The sequence below is a fragment of the Paraglaciecola chathamensis S18K6 genome (genome assembly GCA_000314955.1).
Lineage (GTDB): Bacteria > Pseudomonadota > Gammaproteobacteria > Enterobacterales > Alteromonadaceae > Paraglaciecola > Paraglaciecola chathamensis.
Window position 1 is genome coordinate 88,672 of the sequence record BAEM01000059.1, and the last position, 19,354, is coordinate 108,025.

At 39.1% G+C, this 19,354-nt stretch carries 15 protein-coding genes; 9 read left to right on the forward strand and 6 right to left on the reverse strand.

Annotated elements, in window-relative coordinates:
- Window positions 1-12 precede the first annotated feature (12 nt).
- A complete protein-coding gene (locus GCHA_RS20970) occupies window positions 13-687 on the forward strand; it encodes a hypothetical protein (protein WP_007991938.1) in 675 nt (224 codons plus the stop codon).
- Here GCHA_RS20970 and GCHA_RS20975 read toward each other — a convergent pair.
- The 4 genes from GCHA_RS20975 to GCHA_RS20990 all read right to left on the reverse strand — a co-directional run bounded on the left by GCHA_RS20975 (window position 654) and on the right by GCHA_RS20990 (window position 5,990).
- Entirely contained in the window at window positions 654-1,691 is a 1,038-nt protein-coding gene (locus GCHA_RS20975) for an acyltransferase (RefSeq protein WP_007991945.1), read from the reverse strand. The two genes, GCHA_RS20970 and GCHA_RS20975, sit on opposite strands and share 34 nt — an antisense overlap.
- Window positions 1,692-1,695: 4 nt before the next feature.
- Entirely contained in the window at window positions 1,696-3,081 is a 1,386-nt protein-coding gene (locus GCHA_RS20980; protein WP_007991947.1) for a Coenzyme F420 hydrogenase/dehydrogenase, beta subunit C-terminal domain, read from the reverse strand.
- Between the two features lie 95 nt (window positions 3,082-3,176).
- Window positions 3,177-4,313 (reverse strand): polysaccharide pyruvyl transferase family protein, encoded by a 1,137-nt coding sequence (locus tag GCHA_RS20985; RefSeq protein ID WP_007991948.1) that lies wholly within the window; start codon window positions 4,311-4,313, stop codon window positions 3,177-3,179.
- A 216-nt stretch (window positions 4,314-4,529) separates the two neighbouring features.
- Window positions 4,530-5,990: an oligosaccharide flippase family protein gene (locus GCHA_RS20990; protein WP_007991951.1), complete on the reverse strand. Its 1,461-nt coding sequence runs from the start codon at window positions 5,988-5,990 to the stop codon at window positions 4,530-4,532.
- 520 nt (window positions 5,991-6,510) lie between these two features.
- On the opposite strand from GCHA_RS20990, the gene GCHA_RS21000 reads away from it, so the two are divergent.
- Window positions 6,511-8,412: an acyltransferase family protein gene (locus GCHA_RS21000; RefSeq protein WP_007991953.1), complete on the forward strand. Its 1,902-nt coding sequence runs from the start codon at window positions 6,511-6,513 to the stop codon at window positions 8,410-8,412.
- A 180-nt stretch (window positions 8,413-8,592) separates the two neighbouring features.
- Here GCHA_RS21000 and GCHA_RS21005 read toward each other — a convergent pair whose 3' ends face one another.
- Together GCHA_RS21005 and GCHA_RS21010 are read right to left on the reverse strand one after the other, a co-directional pair.
- On the reverse strand, window positions 8,593-9,666 hold the full coding sequence (locus tag GCHA_RS21005) for a glycosyltransferase (protein WP_039992884.1): 1,074 nt from the start codon (window positions 9,664-9,666) through the stop codon (window positions 8,593-8,595).
- Between the two features lie 48 nt (window positions 9,667-9,714).
- Entirely contained in the window at window positions 9,715-10,689 is a 975-nt protein-coding gene (locus GCHA_RS21010) for a hypothetical protein (RefSeq protein ID WP_007991960.1), read from the reverse strand.
- A 986-nt stretch (window positions 10,690-11,675) separates the two neighbouring features.
- Here GCHA_RS21010 and GCHA_RS21015 point away from each other — a divergent pair.
- From GCHA_RS21015 to GCHA_RS21045, 7 genes are all read left to right on the forward strand, one after another.
- Entirely contained in the window at window positions 11,676-12,674 is a 999-nt protein-coding gene (locus GCHA_RS21015; RefSeq protein ID WP_007991962.1) for an NAD-dependent epimerase, read from the forward strand.
- A gap of 291 nt (window positions 12,675-12,965) precedes the next feature.
- Window positions 12,966-13,733, forward strand: coding sequence for a WecB/TagA/CpsF family glycosyltransferase (locus GCHA_RS21020; protein ID WP_007991963.1), 768 nt, complete (start codon window positions 12,966-12,968; stop codon window positions 13,731-13,733).
- A 9-nt stretch (window positions 13,734-13,742) separates the two neighbouring features.
- Complete coding sequence (locus GCHA_RS21025) at window positions 13,743-14,834, forward strand: glycosyltransferase (protein ID WP_007991964.1); 1,092 nt, start codon at window positions 13,743-13,745, stop codon at window positions 14,832-14,834.
- A gap of 3 nt (window positions 14,835-14,837) precedes the next feature.
- Window positions 14,838-15,959, forward strand: coding sequence for a glycosyltransferase (locus GCHA_RS21030; RefSeq protein WP_007991965.1), 1,122 nt, complete (start codon window positions 14,838-14,840; stop codon window positions 15,957-15,959).
- Between the two features lie 9 nt (window positions 15,960-15,968).
- Window positions 15,969-17,258, forward strand: coding sequence for an O-antigen ligase family protein (locus GCHA_RS21035; protein ID WP_007991966.1), 1,290 nt, complete (start codon window positions 15,969-15,971; stop codon window positions 17,256-17,258).
- A 3-nt stretch (window positions 17,259-17,261) separates the two neighbouring features.
- Complete coding sequence (locus GCHA_RS22330) at window positions 17,262-18,242, forward strand: glycosyltransferase family 2 protein (protein ID WP_007991968.1); 981 nt, start codon at window positions 17,262-17,264, stop codon at window positions 18,240-18,242.
- A gap of 180 nt (window positions 18,243-18,422) precedes the next feature.
- The gene (locus tag GCHA_RS21045) at window positions 18,423-19,349 is read left to right on the forward strand and encodes a hypothetical protein (RefSeq protein WP_007991970.1); all 927 of its coding nucleotides are present in this window, start codon (window positions 18,423-18,425) and stop codon (window positions 19,347-19,349) included.
- The last annotated feature ends 5 nt before the right edge of the window (window positions 19,350-19,354 follow it).

The window sequence follows — 19,354 nt, forward strand, 5'->3', positions numbered from 1 at the left end:
TAAGGTTTGTTTATGAAAATGATAAACTGGGTTAAGTACGTGTGCATTTTATCTGTGGTTTGCGTATCCCATTACGCCAACGGGGCGTTGATTACTCGAAATAACTTTTCCCTTGATACCTCAACCAACATTATCACCGGTAACGGGCTTAATTGGGCACGTTGGGACACCCTCGCGGGTGTGTCAATTACTCAAGCGTTAGATTTATATGCCGCAGACGGTTGGAGGCTCGCTTCGGGTGACGAAATGGTAGGTATGTACAGTAACTTTATCCCTGGAGTTGACTGGTCGAGTGCCCGAGGCGAAAACAGCGCAGTTAGTGATTTTATTTCAGTAGATGATTATCACGATTTAATTACTATCTTCGGAGTGAGTTTCAACGAATTCGGGGGGATATCAAACATAATTTTCGGCAATGATTTGGATAACGACGGAGAGTATCGCTCAGCAGGAGCATATTACACTGATTATGATCCTGCGGCAGGAATTTATGCTGATAATAGTCGTAATACTGTGGATTTTTCAGCGAGTGATTACAGCGTGCAACTAGTCAGAGCGATTAGGGTTGCTGAGCCCAAGTTAGTTTACTTAATTATCTTTACTCTATTAATGAGGCTAGTTTTAAAACACTTTTATCAAACTAAAAGTACTAGCTACGCCAATCCAATGACTCTGCGAAAAGATTGATGCTGAGATAGCACTTTATCTAATATTAACGCACCAATTGCAGTTATCAACAACGTAGCTAACGTAATTATCAGTACAAACAATATCTGATTATTATAGATTATTGAGAACTTTGCGAAAAAATACTTAACTTTTAACAGAACTAGCATATGTGAGAGATAAAAATAGTAGCTGCGTTGGCCTAGCCAAGAGAGGAAGTTTTCTTTTTTATCTTTAGAATAGGACCAACTAGCCAAAACTAAAACACAAACAGTGCCGGTTGTTAGCATTGAAGTCATCTTTAACTGTGAGGTTGCAAGACTGCGTAAATCTTCAAGTATCCACAATGCTTCTATTAAGGACAAACCGACACACACAATATATGCGCCTACAATTGGTGAAACTTTTAAACTTTGCCAACATGTTTCCCCTTTTTTACCAAAAATAAGTCCCCCTATATAGAATGGAAGCCAAATAATAAATGGCAATGGATAATAGGGAAATTTGCTCCATATATTTTCGGGTAAAATAAAATTTAAGGTGTAAGTAGCACATATTGATACAAAAAATGAAAGAGAAAGGAGCTGGATGAGTTGATGGGTTTTTAAACGCTCTAAAAACGGAGAAATCAAACTCATTTGAATCATTACTATCACAAAGTATCCGACAGACACTGATGTGCCATTTATAAGCATTAAGGGTACGTTAGTTAATTCAAGGTTGCCTCTAAAAATCCTAACCCCGAAATAAATGATTGACCATAGTAGAAAAGGCAAGACTAATCGTAAAACACGTTTTTTCACATTCTGGTAATAACTCAAATTGGAGCCTTTAGACTTACTAGCGAAAAAAGCAGCTAAAAAGATAAAAAGGCCAACGGGAAAATTAATAAACTGTCGCAAGATTATACCAAGTTCATTATTAAAACTATCTGGAGGAAAGTTTGCCGTAGAGCCTAAGGCATGAATAAGTACTACGGCGAGTATTGCTGCACCTTTCCATTTGTCCCAGTAACTAATTCTCATGAACTTACCTGCTTTTATTCTGTTTTAGTAATAATTTTCGAATTAATCTTCCCAACCGACTGTAGTGGCTAATCAGTTTTTGAATACGCTGTGCTTTGGCGGTGTTTGTTTTAACAAAGTTTGTATAAACATCTAATGAGCTTTTTGTTTTTGCTTTTAAAAAATATTCATGAGATTGTTGACTATAATTTGCTCTAAAATTCCAGTTCAATTTTGTAAGAAAGTTAGGATTGTCTATTCCCGAAAATTTGCGTTTAATCGGATGCCAAGTCGAAGACTTCTCATATTGTTTTGTACGGTGTTTCACACCGTGTCTTCGATGCCTAAAGCTTGCATCTTGGGATTTAACAACCTCTTTAGAGCTTATCTCCTCAGTGTAAAAACTTTTTTCCTGTAGACCTTTTTGAAAAATATCTTCAATTATTTCATTTCTAATAATAATTAGGTTTGTTCCTTTGCTATCAGCTCTATATTTATCTAACCAAGCATCTCCAAATGAAACATCTGCAACTTCACCAACTATGTCATCACAAAAATCACAGGCTTTTAAACGAAATGCTCCCATTCCCCAGTCTTTGCCAAGTAATTCGTTCATTGGAGATATATGTATTTCTGATTCACGATCTGTGACTTTAATACCGTAATTATTTGCCGGAGCGGATAATATTTTGTGTCTAAAGTCAATTTTCTTTATTTTTATTGGCGAAACGCCTAACTGCCACGCAAGACTTTCGCCAAAAGCAGCTGACTTCAAATGGCCACAAAAGATAGAAATCGTGAATTTGAGTTTCCGTGAGAAATCTTCATCAATGACAGCAAGGCGCTTAACTGCCTTGACGAAGCATGGTACACCTACGAACGCGTAATTAGCGTCATTATTCTTAACAAATTCAATAACTTCAGATAATTCTATCGGGTAATAGCGAGTCTTGGCACCTTGGTTAATTTCATCGATAGATTTTGATACTGAGTATTTAAATAGTTTTCCCTCTTCATCTGATTCCGTAACATGAATAACCTTATTTATAAGTCCACGTTCAAATAGTTGTTTTAATATCCAACTGGCTCCGCCACCAGAACTACTGTGTAAGCGGGCAGATTCATCTAGGTCATACCCAGCCTTTAACGATAAGTACGTACCTAGCTTATCTTCATCAGTTTTATCCATTGACGGATTGGCCAATGCGTCTTCATTTGGTCCTTTGTTAGAAAATGGACACACTTCATCAATTTTGGGGTTAGTGACTTTCTCGATAATTGGTTGGTAAACTCCAGAGTCCATGAAACGCATATTAATCCCGCTATCAATAGCGGCGCAGCCACCACAACCTACACAAAAACCCCCATCAACTACTTTCTCAACATCGGTCTTTATAAGACTGGTACTCATATTCATTCCTTAAAAGTGCGTCATACTTTAAATGAGCTTTATATACAAACTAACTTGAAACTTAAATATAATATCCATATGTTATAGTAGGCCTCTTATTTTTTTTCTTGTAAAGTTTCTATCAGATAATTTTTAGAAATATTTCTATATTGTGAAAGCCTAGAATTCACATCAGTCCAATCAATTTTCTCTTTTATTTTCTCAATAGTAATTTCTTCTTTACTAACTACTAACCTATTTTGTAAGCCAAAAATTTTTAGGAGTGAGTTAAATCTTGCCATTCCTCTTGCTTTGTTTCCATAAGCGATAAACGGTTTATTAAAAAGAATAGCGAAAGCACAACCATGAAAAGAATCAGTTATCACATACTCAGCATCATCGAACCCCTTTAACCAAGCTGTGACGGTAGGGTATATCATGTCTTGTATTCCGCTCATCTTTTCTTTTGGCTTTAAATTAACTTGAAATGGTTGTATATTTAATTCTGAACTAGCTAAATCAATAATGCTTTGCTTATCTTCGTTAAGATCCAGTATATAAGTTAAAAGTTTTCTTTGATCACCGGGTTCATTTTCCTCTTTTATTATTCTTCTATAATCATCGGGATCTAGTAACATTGTAGGATCTAGTACATGAACGGCTTCTTTATCGAAGTATTTTTTACAAAGTTCTACACCTGAATCTTCTCTAACAGCAACGCCAGAAAACCTTTGAATTTGAGCTTTAAAACGCGAGGTTTGTTCTTCGGTATAATCCCAAGTATCGACCCCAAAAGATGCAGCGTAAGACATCAATATTGGCTTATTGCTCTTTACAAAACCTAAGAATGCATAGTCAATATACCGATAAACTTTAGCTCGCCACACTTGGTCACTACCAACCAAATACGCATCATAGTTATTTTTAGTTATTTTTGAGAAATGTCTTTCCGTGTAAATAGGCTTAGTTTTTGGTGTTATATACTTATCGATAAAATATCTAGTATTTTTTTCAATTAATGCCTTTTCACCATCTTCTTGCCATCTACTGGATAAGTAAGAAAAAAAGTTTTCTTTTAAATATTTTTTAAATATTGCCTTTCTAGATATAGCGTTTTTAGACAAATTTATTGATGGAACCAGTAAATGTTCAGGCTCATGATTCAGTTTCTTCAAAATCTCAAGCATGGCATATGCTTGAAGCATCCCACCATAGTTATTATTAAAGTTGTATGTTAATACTGCTATTTTCATAATATGTTTCCATTTTGCTTGTTTTTAACATCTAAATTTTCGGTTTAAAATATAGCCATCTAACATGTCTTTTTAATAAAATTCAACAATTTACTATGTGTTTATATTTTTTGTGATTTTTTTGCAGCTCAATATTATTTTTAATGTCGTGCTATATTGTGTACGTTATAAATCGTGAGTTAAATTAATTTTAGCATCCTGTTTAAGGTTAAATAATTATGCTTTTTTTCGACTTTTAAAGAACATGTCTTTAATTTGTTGCAGTTCCCCAATTGTGTGTCTATAAAAAAAACAAAAACTAAAAAGTGGATAAGCAATACATCCCGACAGAATTAGGATGATGAGTAATATAACTTGATTTGAAACTACGGGCTCTAAAAAACTTTTAATAAATATAATGGAAGCAAACATCGCAAAAGCACAAAAGTAGGATGGGAAAATACTGACGACCAACTTTTTAATATCAATTTCTATATGTTTCATTACTACTTTAAAACGAATTGGAAGTATTAAGAAATTCGCAACTACTATACAAATCAACATAGTAGAAATACCGAACCAAATGGTGCAACCCGCGACCAATAAACTATTGGTTACACTAATAATAGTCAATTTAAACGCGTCACTTGTTTTTCCCTGAGACACGAGGAGAGTAGGTAAAAACCATCCAACGATCGCAGGGTACATAATGAAAGCTGAAATGCTCATGAAAACGGCACTCTCGCTAAACTTATCGCCAAAGATAATAGTGACAAACGGATCAGCTATGGCCGCTAGTCCCATAAACATTGGAATGACGATGGTCGCGGTAATAACAACCAACTTTATGTATAAATCGCCTAAATTTGTTCCTTCTTTTACCCGAGAGAAGCTGGGCACAACCATGGAGTTGATGGAACCCATCGTTATTTGATTTATCATGGTTTCGCCTCTTTTGGCGGCGTTTAATAGCGCGAAGTTAGCTGGGCCTAATACTAAACCTGTAAATAACGACACACACTTTTGATTCACGTTAGACAATACTGCCGCACCTAATAGTGGTAGGCAGAATTCTCTCAACTCTTTTTTGTCTTCATTATTAAAATAAAATTTAGGTTTGAAATCAGCGATATACGAGAATAGTAGCAATTCTAACGTAGCAAGCAGTAAACGACCAATAACTAAGGACCATAGCCCATATCCAAGCTCAGCCAGAGAAATAATTACAACTGCTGATAATATAGAGGCAATAAACTTAACAATGCCCATTTGTTTGTTTTTAAAATCTCTAACCAACTTACCGTTAAACACTACCTGTAGGCTTAACAATATGGTTATGGGGGCAAGGCTCATGAAAACGTAAGCTGCTATATGAGAATAGGTGTAGTAAGCAATTGGAGCGCCGATGAAAATTAAACCAGAAGCAACTACAACAGCCAAACCGACAACATATACCATCGTACTCGAAGCATATTGTTCATCCCATGTTTTGCGTTGCACAATATTTTGGTTGACTCCTGCATTTATTGAAACATTCGCGAACTCAATAAAAAGCATACAAAAAGCGACTAAACCAAAATCTTCAAGCGATAGAATACGTGCAAGGTAAACAAACACAAGAAAGTCTATAACACTAACCCCTGTACGAGTGATTGAAATCCACAACCCTCCTTTTGCAGCTTGTTTTTTTAACGACATTTACTCACTCTCATTTTAATCCTTTCTTTCAAAACTCTTTGATTCCTACTCAATCAATTGAGCGTTCAATTACTTATGGTTATTTTTCTCCACTGCTGAATGAAGAAACCTTGGCTAACTAGGCATTAATAGTGCCAACATTTACACAGAAAACTTACACAGCGTACTTTTCACCTGCTATGCGGGCTCTAACTTAAATAAACTCCGTATTGTAATCACTTTTTATATCAAGATCATGACATTACACAGAAGTTAGTTTGCATTATCGGAGGGCTGTTTCTTAAGTTGTTTGTTTTTTGACCTGTTATGACGCGGTAGCATGCGTGCTTTGTGGGCAGTAAGGTGCAAAATGCTCAATGTGGGGCGAATAATATAATAATTTAGCTGTAGGTACTTGGGTAAATCATTGATGAAGGCTCTTTTTTGTGTCGGTACAACTAGAACGTACAGGTTATCTTGCATGGTTCGCACATTACTCTTATGATCATGCGCCAAAATGGATTAATTAAGTCGGAATTTTATGAAGCATCGTCAAGATATTGATGGTTTGAGAGCGTTAGCTGTACTTGCGGTTGTTTTGTTCCATTTCGGTGTAACTGGGATGTCCGGTGGTTACGCTGGGGTCGATATATTTTTTGTTATTTCTGGGTTTCTGATTACTTCGATTTTAATGAAAGACGCAGAAAAACAATCTATAAGTTTTCTTGGGTTTTACGAAAAGCGAATTAGGCGCTTATTCCCCGCACTATTCGCTACCATTCTTGCCTCGTTTGTAGCGGCGTACTTTATTTTCATGCCAGACGAGTTTCGAGAATTTGGCCGCAGCGCTATCGCGGCTATCGCATATTTATCGAATGTGTTTTTCTGGTTAAGTAGTGATTACTTTCAAGGTTCATCTGAATTAAGCCCGCTATTACATACTTGGTCATTAGCCGTTGAAGAACAATTTTATTTGATTTTTCCTGTTATTGTATGGGCAAGTTATAAGGTAGGTAAGCGAGCTTTTTATTGGTCTGTAGCAGCTTTGTTCGTGTGTTCTTTTCTAGCTTCAATTTGGTATATCAACACATCCGCCAGCACAGTGTTCTATTTGTCGCCATTTCGCTTTTGGGAATTGCTCGCAGGCTCCATTGTCGCCATAGCGTTTAAAGAGAATATTGTCCCCAATGCGAAAGCTGGTAATTTGTTGAGCATATTGGGCTTGGCGTTGCTGATTTGCCCGATTTTTGTCTTAAATAAAGAAAGCCTGTTCCCAGGGTGGGCCGCCGTTCCCTCTTGTTTAGGCACAGCCTTGCTCATTTGGGCGAATGATCAGAATCAGTGGATTGGTCGTTTCTTGAAGCTCAAGTTTATGCAGTTTACCGGCAAAATCTCCTATTCTATGTACCTTTGGCATTGGCCAATAGTTGTGTTTTACGGTTATTGGATTATTAGAGAGCTGGTTTGGTGGGATACGCTACTGCTTCTACTTGTTACCTACGGAATAAGTCACTTGTCATGCAAATACTTAGAGGGGCCGTTTAGATTACAACGCGGGAGTATATTGCGACCGTTAAAAGTATATTCCACCTCAATTGCATTTAGCGCGGTAATTTTGATTCTTGGCGTTATTGTATGGAAAGGCGACGGATTTAAAAGCAGATTCCCCGAGTTTGTGGAACAAGCTAACCTCCAAGAGTCACATAAAAAGAGCGGGTTTGCAGACTGTTTTATTAAAGAAGATCAGTTCTATTATGATTATTGGAACTACGATACCTGCGTTATGAAAGTGCCAGGAGCAACTGACACAATTTTGTTATGGGGTGACTCACATGCTTTTCACTTAATTGGAGGTTTAAAAACAATCCAACGTGAACTCAATGTCAATATCGCACTATACGCAAGTGCAGGCTGCTCACCTCTATTTGATACAGATATTCCACGTAATCCGCAATGTAGGGCCAACAATGAGTTTGTCAAAGAGTTAATAGACAAGCATCAAATTAGTCGTTTAATTTTAGCGGGTAACTGGGCTTGGGCGTTTAAAGTCGAAGATCCTGATATTGACTTGTCGAGCGTGCAATCCACCTTTAACACGTTGGCCCAATGGAACAAAAAAGTATTTATTGTTAATCAGGTTCCTATTTACCCAGTTAAAAACCCAGCTTTTTTAGGTATGCGTTTAGCAACATCTTCTAAAGCACCAGCGGACTATCTGTTAGCTCCTGAGTATGGTGTGAAAGCATCAGAACAGATTAAATCACTTTTGCCCGCTGAAAATGTATTTAGCCCGCAAGATTTACTATGTGAAAAAGGAAAATGCCTAATATACCGAGATCATGAAATAATGGTCAGAGATAGGGCACACCTTTCTAGTGCTGCGAGTAGTTATATTGTGCAATCTATGGCACCGAAGCTAAAAATCGCGTTCGATATACAATAGCTACCTGTTAGATGCTTAAAGACGAATTACTACTGTCAGTAGGTTGGCTTAGAACTGCACACAGTAATGTGGCAGTACTATGTTCGTTAAATGACTCGATCATCTTGTGGGAGCATGCAGGTTTTCTATAATACCTGCATGTTTGTTGCTTTGGCTGCAGAACGTGTTGATTCCTTTGGGTTATTGAAACGACGTAAATAACGTCAACCATTTTTCTTGAATTGATTGGGAATCAGTTGTCGCCGCGAGGGCCACGCTTTCTTTTGACATTCGTTGATATACCGATTCATCAGCGAGTATTTTGCGAATGCCGTCCCTAAATGATGTTTGATCAAATGGCTCTATTAGAAAGCCATTTTTTTCGTGAGCAACAACTGATTGCGCGGCATCAAAGGTATTAAATAGTACTATGGGTAACCCTTGGCTTCTCGCCTCGATAAGCGATTGCCCATAACCCTCATAGTAAGATGTCATAATAAATACACTGTATTTGGAAAGGGTCTCTGCGACATCATTTGTTTTACCAAGGAATTTTATATTAGGATGGGCTGAAATTTTGCTCTCTAAAGCACTGACTTCTTCTGTGGACCCCGCACCGTATATATCTAACGTTAATTCAGGTGCTTGCGCCATAATGCCAATCATCGCGTCGAAATTCTTTTGGTTTTCAGAAATCCTACATATGGTAACAAGTGTGTTGTTGTGGGTTTGTCTTGGCTCTGCGCTAGGTAATTTACACGCTCTTGGAATAATAAAAACTTTACTACCATCTACCTGAAATCGTTGACATAAAGCAATCTCATCAAACGAAGTATACAAAGTTATTGCGTCAACTCTATCAAGAATTTTCTGTGCTAATGCTTTTAGTAGCCTTCCTTGAAATAGTTTTTCTACGCTGTTTGATTGAACTAATACTATCTTGGGTTTACGTTTTGTGATTAAGAAAAATAGTAGGTTTGCTGGGTGATAGGTGACCACAACGTCATACTTTCCGCGCATAGCTTGCCGATAGAAAACCCAAGCTTTATTGAATGTTGCTAGAAACCCGGAATCAAAAATAAGCTTTCTTTGGATATCAAGTGCAGTGCGCTCAATCTCAATCTCTTCGACCGGAGGCTCTCGGTTATACAACTCATAGACGGTTATAGCGCTTTTCTTTACTGAAAGCTTAATTGACCTAACGAGGTTTTCAATTCCACCAAAACCAGAACAGCGATTAGGGTGATACGACAACACAGACAGTTTCTTCTTCATGATTATATATTAAGTACTAAACTTTAATTGCTAGATTGTCCTTGAACATTACTGTTCAAGAAGGCGTTGCCATTGCTGTGCAATCACAGTATCAGAATAAGTATGATTGGCTAAGGCGATAATTTTTTCTCTAGGGAATGGGGTGAGAGCTGACAGAGCATCATCCCCAAAATCTCTTACTAAGTGCACTAACGGAAACTCCTTTTTAACGCTTCTACCATAGGCTGAATCTTTTAAGATCACATTCGCCCCATAAGAAATAGCATGATAAAAAGTGCCACTTACAATCATTGAGTCTTCTTCATGCCCAAGGATAGCGAACGTAACAGAACTTAAAAGGCCATTTAACTCCTCAACATCCATAAAACGATTCTCATAGGTTACCTTCGGCAACCCATCTTTTATTAAAGCAGTAATTTCATCGTTAAGTTCTGCGCTTTTGCACTTACCAATGATTTTCAGCTCTCGCTCTGGTGCCCAGTTTCGAAGAATAAGGGGAATATTTTTGTACGGCTTGATATTGCCGAATATTAAATAATTAAACGCATCGACTTTATTAGCGTCGGTTTGTTTGTAAAGGGGGTGAGGAATCACATGAGACGCAAATTCCTCTACATTCCGGTGGGTAACTATTTCATCACTGAATAAACGAATTGCGCCACATAAAATACGATAGCAAAATTTACTATGTTCTAAATGTGGTTTGTAGTTATGTCTTACCCAAATAATTTTTCGGTAATACAAACTAGCGATAACCATACCTAATACAACTCGGAGTGACTCTAGACCTTCTGCAAAAACGCCCTTTTTCAGACAGGGATAATCTTCTAACCAGTTGAGTATTAAAACATCGGCTCTTCTGCCTTTTAACAGATTTTTCAACATGGTTTTGGGAGAAAGAGCCACAAATTCAACATCTGTATACTGGCTTTTTAGTATTAAAGATAGGTTTAGTAAGTACTCATTATCACCTTGGAATTTGGGGAAAATACATATGTTTTTATCCGTTTTACAATCTTGCATTATTCAATACTTTCTCTTTTTCGTTAGTGAACTCTGGCCTTGGCTGCACTATTCTTAAAATAATCTCTTAAAAAAATGATGCTTCGTGTTCTGCTCCAGTCTAGAACTGAGCGTTTGACCTCGGTGTAAATTAGTTGGTGATTCAAGTACTTCACTTAAGCACGATTAGCACCACTTTTAGCATTCTACTTGTTATTTTTAGCTTATGTTCATAGAAGGGCCGCTTCACTGACTATCGTAGCGAAGTCAATACCGCCTTTCCTTAGCGAATGTCTAGGTAAGTTACTTCCTTAATGTTGCAAATTTTAGAGGCTTTAGCATAACTTTCATTTTACGAGCATACTGCCGCGCTTTCAGTAAGCGATCATACAGCCGCGCTAACATCATTTCATCGACTTTATGAGCTAAGTCTCAATTGAGCCCTAGCAAACTTAATTTTTGTTGTAGTGTACCTCCCGATAATAAAGCGGAGTTTTACTGGCTATTTATCACTGTTAGCTAGCGAGTAGTGAATGCGCTATACATATACCCGCTCAGAGAGACCCATTCAGAAAAATTCGATTTAGATGGGCCGCGATATAGGCATTGATTCAATACTAGAGTTTCTGTTTAGTTTTACAGAAGGTATAATGCGCTGAAACGGCGTAATCTATATTTTGGATGACAACTTTACCGCGACAGTGGGAAATTGCGCGCTAAACAATTGGGCAGGGCCGTTTTCACATCTTACACCGCTACAGGAGCGAAATGGATTGCTGCTCGATTTTTGAAAAACGCTAATAAAAAACACGTGCTTCATGGTAACTCAAACAAACCCTTAGTGATTCGTTATTTAAGGGTAGGGCTGTGGGCCTGCTATTTGCATACAGCGACTTAAGCGGGTGGTGTTTCACGTTTTTTGGGTATAGCCCATTCAAGTGACATGAGTATTTAGCGTGAAACGGCAAACAATCAATATTAATGAGTGAATTTATGAGAGATGGATTATGAAGTATTTAGTTACTGGCGCTGCGGGATTCATTGGTAACTATGTTGCTGAAAAACTGTGTAATCAAGGGCATGAGGTCATAGGGTTAGACAACCTAAACGATTATTATGACCCTGATTTAAAATTAGCTCGACTCAAACGTATTGAACATTTTGATAATTTCACTTTTGTTAAAGCGGATATATCAGACCGAGATACGATTGCCACTTTGTTCTCGCAGCAAAAATTTGACCGGGTAATCCATTTGGCGGCGCAGGCTGGGGTGCGCTACTCTATCGAAAACCCCATGGCATATATAGATTCTAACCTTACCGGAATGGCCACTATTCTCGAAGGCTGCCGCCACAATAACGTTGAGCATTTAGTCTACGCCTCTTCAAGCTCTGTATACGGTGCAAATAAGAAGATACCATTCGCTGAAAGCGACCGAGTAGATTACCCTGTGTCCTTGTACGCTGCGACAAAAAAGTCCAATGAATTAATGGCCCATACCTATAGCCACCTTTATGCATTACCTACCACAGGATTGCGTTTTTTTACGGTTTATGGCCCCTGGGGTCGCCCAGATATGGCCCCATTTTTATTTACGGACGCCGTGGCCAATGACCGTCCAATAAAAGTGTTTAACGATGGCAAAATGCAGCGCGACTTTACTTACATCGATGATATTGTAGAAGGGATAGTACGTATACAAGATGTAATACCTAAGCCTGTTGAACAAGCGCCAACTGAGTCGTCTCCATATTACAAGTTATATAACATAGGTAACAATTCTCCTGTTGAGCTTGAAGCTTTTATTACTTGTATTGAGAATGCGTTAGGCAAAAAAGCAGTAAAAAATTACATGCCTATGCAAGATGGCGATGTAGTAAGAACCTTCGCTGATATCACTAACCTTGAAAGTGAGATTGGCTTTAAACCGAAAACTGACCTTCAGGACGGGATTAATCATTTTGTTGATTGGTTCAAAGACTATCACGCTAATAAAGCAAGCTAGACTAGGCCACCCATGCTATTAAAGGCGTTAAAGGCCGCGAGATAAAACGTCGGGGAGTTCTGTCACATTGGCTAAATATCTTTGCACTATGATAATGTGAAAAGTGATTTTGTTGGTTTGGGCTAATAGGCTATTGAGCTGAAATAGTTATCTAGCATTTTGGTATTACTTTTGCTTAAACGCTAAAGAAGCATCATTAGCTACCCTAGTGTATGCAAAGTCTGTTATTAAGTGGCTCTCTCGTTATACAAAGCAGGGAATCGAATTGAAATAGTGAAACGAGAAGAATCAATGAAGTTAGAAGAAGTAGTGAAAACAAATGTAGGTGGTTTAATCACTGCCTGTATTGACCGGAAGCAGTTAGTCGACTTAATGGTGTGTCGTGTATTAGATACACGCGCAGGGGAGAAACATTCTCCTCTTGTGATTTTTTCATCCAACGGACACAGTATTTCGATCGCCAATAGTGACGCTCCAATGGGTCGTATGCTTAACGAAGCTGACATTTTACATGCCGATGGGCAAAGCGTTGTTAGTTTTTCGCGTTGGTTCAGTGATACACCTATTCCCGAACGCAGTGCTACGACTGACACTATTCATGACGTCCCGCTTATGTCTTCTGAAAACATTAAGCACTTTCTTCTTGGGGCCAATCAAGCAACCATTGAAAAATGCGGTGCGATATTGTCCGAAAAATACAGCAATTTTGACGTGGTCGGCACTCAACATGGCTATTTTGATGAAGCAGATGAAGATGGAATCGTTGCAAAAATTAATGCTTCGGGGTGCGAAGTACTCTGGGTTGGCCTTGGTAAACCCAAAGAGCAATTATTTATTTTGCGCAACAAAAGTAAGCTCACCGTGCCTGTGATTATATCGTGTGGCGGTTGCTACAATTTTGTCACCGGTGACTACAAGCGAGCGCCCGAGTTCTTCCAAAAGCTAGGGTTAGAATGGTTACACAGAGCCATGACTGAACCTAAGAAGCTCCTATGGCGATATATCACGACCAACCCTCATGCTGTATATTGTGTTATCAAGCATCGCTACTTTGTTTAGGGAATAAACGTGGGTAACAAAAAAGTACTGTTTCTACACAAGTGGTTCTCTTTATCGGGGGGAGTTGAACGTGTCCATCAAAATTTATCTAATGCATTAGCCAGTGAAGACATAACGTCAGAATTCTATGTTTATGATATTACAGGTGATAAGAAAGCTGGCTACGATAAACTCATAGAATCAAAAACGGCCACTCATCCAGTTCAATCAGATAGTTTTCTAAAGAAGCTAGGACATTTATTCGCACATATCAAAGCACAAGAAATTGACGTAATCATAGCAGCCACTGAAACAGCAAACATACTCGCTGCATTTTGTGCGATTAGATTTCCTAAATTGTCTGTTGTGTACACAAGACACTGCGCGTTTGATGTGAGTGACCAGAAGCTTTCACCAGCAAAGATTAAACTGTTATACAATTTCTATTCGCTAACTGGTGGTGCAATTGTGACCGTTTCTGGTTCATTACAACAAGAGTTACTGAGCAATATCAAATTAGGAAGAAAGCATGTTGAGTTTATTCCTAACGCTGTGGTCGATGAGAAAGTTATTGAAAAATCTCAGTTGAACACAGATAACTTTGTCTCATCTGACTATTTTTGTGCAGTAGGTCGGTTAGTTGAGCAAAAAGGCTTTGATATGCTCATTCAGGCTTACGCGCAGGCCCGTCAGAAGAACAATGATCTACCCAAGTTAATCGTAGTGGGTATTGGTGATTTGTTAACAGAGTTAACCCAACTCGCAGAATCATTAAATATCAAAGAGTATGTGGAATTCTACGGTTTCACCGACAACCCTTATTATATTATCCGCAATGCTCAAGCGTTTATCTTGTCATCTCGCCATGAAGGGATGCCCACTGCGTTAGTTGAAGCCATGTACCTTAACACCCCAGTTATCGCATTTGATTGCCCCACAGGGCCTTCAGAGTTAATTGAAAATGGCAAAAATGGCTTTTTAGTTGAAGCAAATAATGTAGATAAGCTCGCAGGTGCCATCAGCAAGTATAAACAATTACATGGTAAAGAGATTGCTCAGAGTGTTAGTGCGTTCGAGTATCAGAGTGTTGCGCGTCGTTATATCAATGAATTTAGTGGGTAAGTAATGGCGAAAATCAGTATTGTTTTGCACGATTTGCGTGGCGGTGGTGCCGAAAAAATGATGGTGCGCCTTGCAAACCAATTAGCAGAAAACGGTGATAGCGTTGAAATGATTCTGTTAACCGCTGGCGGGGTAAATAAACCTTTTTTAAGTAAATCAGTCACCTTAGTTGAATTAAACTCGACACGTACATTATCGGCTTTTTCCCCTTTGCGTAAACATTTAAAAGCATCGCAACCAGACGGTATCTTGGCTGCGTTAACTCATGTTAACGTGATAACCAGTGTAGTGTGCGCCAGTTTAGGGTGGTTATCACGTTTATCCGTCAGCGAGCGAAACACGTTTTCATTAGACAGGAAGGTAAACAACGGCCTGGTAATGAAAGCGACTTACGCCATAGCCCCTTATATCTACCGTTACATACCCAACCCTGTTATAGCCGTTTCCAAAGGAGTTGCCGACGACCTAGTAGCATGTTCTGTCGTAAGGCAAAAAGATGTATGTAGCGCATCAAATCCGGTTATTACTAACGATACACTCGAAGCAGCTAAGCAACAGGCTAAGCACCCTTGGCTAACGAACAAAACAGGTAAAACGGTGGTTGCAGTAGGTCGCCTTAGCGATCAAAAGGGTTTTGATATGCTAATCGATGCCTTTGCTACGGTTTTGAAAGAGGTAGACGCGCGATTGGTCATTTTCGGTGAAGGTGAATTACGCGATGAACTTCAGCGTAAAATCGAGCAACATAACATGGCGCAATCAGTAGACCTAGCTGGCTACACTGACAACCCCATTGCAGAAATTAAACAAGCTGACTTATTCGTCTTGTCTTCACGTTTTGAAGGAAGTCCAAATGTATTGGTCGAGGCGATGTCGGTAGGGTGTAAGGTGGCTGCTTTTGATTGCCCTTCGGGACCGATGGAAACACTCGATGGTGGCGCTGTGGCCCCCTTAATCGAATACAAAAACGTATCTGCTCTAGCGAAAACCATAAAAGCTGAACTGGCCACCGATAACAGTTTAGAAAACCGTAGTAGGATTATTGGCGCGGTAGAGCGATTCAGTGCTGAAAATTCAGCGAATGAATATCGAAAACTCATTTTCGCCAATGCTCAGGTGAAGTAAATAGCTGCTATGAAAATCACTATTGATACCCTTAAACGTGCTTACTTATTCACCACTGTTTTTTATTACTTCGGTTTTTTGAGCTTTACTTCGCGCATTTTAAGCGGTGGAGGCTCAAGTGATTTAATGAGCGCGAATGCCTCGGGCAATGCCGCAAAGCAAGTTATTGGTATTCTTTTATTGCTTTCAGGTGTTTATCTGTTATTGAAAGTTGATAAGAAATTATTATTTTCCATGCTCATTAAAAGTCTATGGTGGTGGGTGTTAATTGCTTTCTTTCTAGCATCTATTTATTGGTCATATGAGCCAGGAATCACCTTCCGTCGCAGTATTGCTTTTATTACCTTGGTTGTTGCCGGCTTTTGCGTTGTATCTCATTTCACCGCTGAATCTTTGATGTATTTTATCGCTAAGGCGATATTTGTTGCCGCAGTCATGGGGCTTATTTATTTGGTGATCTCCCCCAGCAACGCTTTAGGTGGTCATGGTGAAGGTGACAGAGCTAATATGTTCATCGGTATCATGAGTGATAAAAACGGCGGTGCGCGCTTATATGCTTACGGTATCTTGATTTTGGTTGGGTTGGGGTACTACCGAGCGCGTAATCATAAAATAATGCTGGCAGTTTTAGGTGTCTGTTTAATTTTTGCCAACTCAGCAACTGCTATAGTTATGGTATTTGCAGGTGTTGGTCTAATAACGCTATTTAAGATTATGCGCACACATAGCCCAAATGTAAATTTACGTCGCGTAATCATCATTACTTTGCTGCTCATTGCCGCAGCAGTTGTCGTTTCCTATTTATACGCTTTTTTATTAGAGCTACTTGGGCGAGACCCGACTTTAACTAACCGAACTGTCATTTGGGGACTGCTTGATGAATATATTCAAGCTGAAAGTACCTTGGGATATGGCTTTGGTGCTTTTTGGGTTAGTGATGCGGTAACCAGTTTTGTAGATCGCTGGAGTTATATAGGAAATGCCCACAGTGGTTATTACGAAGTCATGCTGTACGGAGGGAAAGTTGGTCTGTTTTTGGTAGTCTTTCTTACCCTTAAAATTGTCAAAGATTTAGTGCAGGGTTATATCGTCAGTGAGAAAAATGGACTGCTTGCTGCGCTCTTAGCCATTATTTTAATGCAATGCATAGTGAATTACATTGGTTTTGTCATTATGAACCACAATAGCGCTGACATGCTTATATATGCCGTTATTTCATTTGTCGCTATGCTCTCTATTACTGACAAGAGGCCTGCCAGCGAAATAAAAAATCCCTCTTTAATGGTGAAAAATTTATAAATTATGATAGTCAATGCGAATCTAAATCCGATTTATTCAGATGTCTCTGTCATTATACCTGCCTACAATTGCAGCCAAAGTATACTCAGAGCGCTAGAGTCTATTTTTATGCAAAGCGCACCGCCAAAGGAAGTTATAATTGTCGATGATGGCTCACAAGATGATACACAGGGTGTGGTAGAGGGCAGCGAGTACGCTAACCGTGTAACATATGTAAAACAAACCAATGCAGGCCCTTCTAAAGCGCGTAATAACGCAATTTCATTAGCTACTTGTGAATGGTTAGCTTTTCTAGATGCAGATGATTTGTGGGTAGATAAAGATAAGCTTCGCCTACAAATGGAACTGATTGATAAACATCCAGACGCAGTATTAATTGATACTTATGCTTCGGTGGATTGGCATGGTCAGCGAGAGGAGACTGAATCGCGTCAGAAAGACGGCGAGGTTTTAAAGCAGTTCCTTTATAGCAATATTATTAATGCCACCTCATCTGTTTTAGCCAAGCGAGAAGACGTTGTTGAAATAGGTGGGTTTGTCGATGATTTACGCTTCGGTGAAGACAGGCTACTGTGGGCGCAACTAGCTAAAGTCGGGGGGGTGTACACATTGCCGCTGGTGACGGTTAAAAAATTTAATGCCATCGGTAACTTAACCTCAAAAGGCGATAAAAACTACCATTATCGCGTTGATTTAGTGAATAGGTTGCTCGGGTTTATTGATGCACCGAAGTCAGAACTTGCCGATATTTGGTTAACAAATGTAATCGACTTTTTCCGGTTAAGCTTTAAAGCAAACGATCCTGCCACTTATTTATTGATATTTAATGATACCCTAAAGCACAAGGGTGCTAAATTATGGCTTACCAAATATGGATTTTTGGCTATTCAAGCTAAGATATTTAGTAGTTTTACGCCTTTACTCTTTCTAAAAAGTAACTTAAAGAAAGGAAGTAAAACAGACTCTGATACAGCGAAAATCTAGCTCAGCGGTGGTAGTAGGCTTTTTATTTTCCGCATAATTTTGACAAATAATGCTATGTTTATGTTTCAGTATTTTTAATGTAGACGATTCTTAAGAAGAGTTAGACTTGCAACTTCTTTGTAAGTCTAGCACCTCTGTTGCTCTGGATACTTTCTACTAGCAAACTCAAGGATGTCGCTAATGAATAAAATATCACTACAGCTAACAGAAAAACTCGCCTTTTTCCTTGCCTCGCTCTGTTTTTGCCAAAGTCTATCGGCCACTGTGATTAGTACAGCGGTAACAGCAGAAGCTTACACCGTTAGTTATCCAGAACCTGATAAAGGCTGGAGAGAGCATGATGCGGGGATGGAATATGCCTCGGCTCTTACCCGCTCTGAGATTTATGATACGAGCGTCTACGCCGATGCTTACATTGAGGCGAATGCACGAGGTGTTGCTATTTTGTCTATGAATAAGTATGAGGCTAGCGCTGCAAGTGGAAGTGCCACGATAAGTTATCAATTAGAAAATGATTCATCACTCGCACAACAATTCGATCTGCGATTCAGCCCTCTTTCTGGCTACTTACAAGCTTATTGTGCTGACCCTGAAGATTTGTTCAAAGACGGCAGTGGATCAAGACTACCGTGCGCTGCTGATGACTTTTCTTCTGCGAGTTACGCCGCAAAAATCTTGCTAAATGACGAATTGATTTGGTCGAGTATGGCTCGTGTGCGCTCAGACATTATTGGCGTTGATGTTGTCACCGAGGGGGCTGTGCTGGGCGTTTTTGATGCTGAAACCTATTCATATCGCTGGGATACTCAATGGTTTGACCTTCCGCTCGGTGTATTCGAGCCAAACGAAAAATTGAATCTTGTTTATAGTGTCAGTGTAGTAACTGATGGCAAAGCGAGCTTAGACGGTACAGCAACTTGCGAGCCTTTTAATTGCTCTTATCCTGAAAACAATGCCTTTGCAGAATATGGCTTTCCGCAGTCTATTAACTGGCCTGAGAGCATTTTTCAATTTTCGACCAGTTCAATTTCAGTCAATGAGCCTATTCATTTAGGGCTGTTAGGCTTGGCTGCGCTTCTGATTATTCGTTTGAAACGAAATTATTAGCGCAT

What these genes read in the sequence shown, in the direction of transcription:
- GCHA_RS20970 (WP_007991938.1), top strand. Translation starts at nt 13, where the DNA reads ATGAAAATGATAAACTGGGTTAAGTACGTGTGCATTTTATCTGTGGTT.
- GCHA_RS20975 (WP_007991945.1), bottom strand. Translation starts at nt 1,691, where the DNA reads ATGAGAATTAGTTACTGGGACAAATGGAAAGGTGCAGCAATACTCGCC.
- GCHA_RS20980 (WP_007991947.1), bottom strand. Translation starts at nt 3,081, where the DNA reads ATGAGTACCAGTCTTATAAAGACCGATGTTGAGAAAGTAGTTGATGGG.
- GCHA_RS20985 (WP_007991948.1), bottom strand. Translation starts at nt 4,313, where the DNA reads ATGAAAATAGCAGTATTAACATACAACTTTAATAATAACTATGGTGGG.
- GCHA_RS20990 (WP_007991951.1), bottom strand. Translation starts at nt 5,990, where the DNA reads ATGTCGTTAAAAAAACAAGCTGCAAAAGGAGGGTTGTGGATTTCAATC.
- GCHA_RS21000 (WP_007991953.1), top strand. Translation starts at nt 6,511, where the DNA reads ATGAAGCATCGTCAAGATATTGATGGTTTGAGAGCGTTAGCTGTACTT.
- GCHA_RS21005 (WP_039992884.1), bottom strand. Translation starts at nt 9,666, where the DNA reads ATGAAGAAGAAACTGTCTGTGTTGTCGTATCACCCTAATCGCTGTTCT.
- GCHA_RS21010 (WP_007991960.1), bottom strand. Translation starts at nt 10,689, where the DNA reads ATGCAAGATTGTAAAACGGATAAAAACATATGTATTTTCCCCAAATTC.
- GCHA_RS21015 (WP_007991962.1), top strand. Translation starts at nt 11,676, where the DNA reads ATGAAGTATTTAGTTACTGGCGCTGCGGGATTCATTGGTAACTATGTT.
- GCHA_RS21020 (WP_007991963.1), top strand. Translation starts at nt 12,966, where the DNA reads ATGAAGTTAGAAGAAGTAGTGAAAACAAATGTAGGTGGTTTAATCACT.
- GCHA_RS21030 (WP_007991965.1), top strand. Translation starts at nt 14,838, where the DNA reads ATGGCGAAAATCAGTATTGTTTTGCACGATTTGCGTGGCGGTGGTGCC.
- GCHA_RS21035 (WP_007991966.1), top strand. Translation starts at nt 15,969, where the DNA reads ATGAAAATCACTATTGATACCCTTAAACGTGCTTACTTATTCACCACT.
- GCHA_RS22330 (WP_007991968.1), top strand. Translation starts at nt 17,262, where the DNA reads ATGATAGTCAATGCGAATCTAAATCCGATTTATTCAGATGTCTCTGTC.
- GCHA_RS21045 (WP_007991970.1), top strand. Translation starts at nt 18,423, where the DNA reads ATGAATAAAATATCACTACAGCTAACAGAAAAACTCGCCTTTTTCCTT.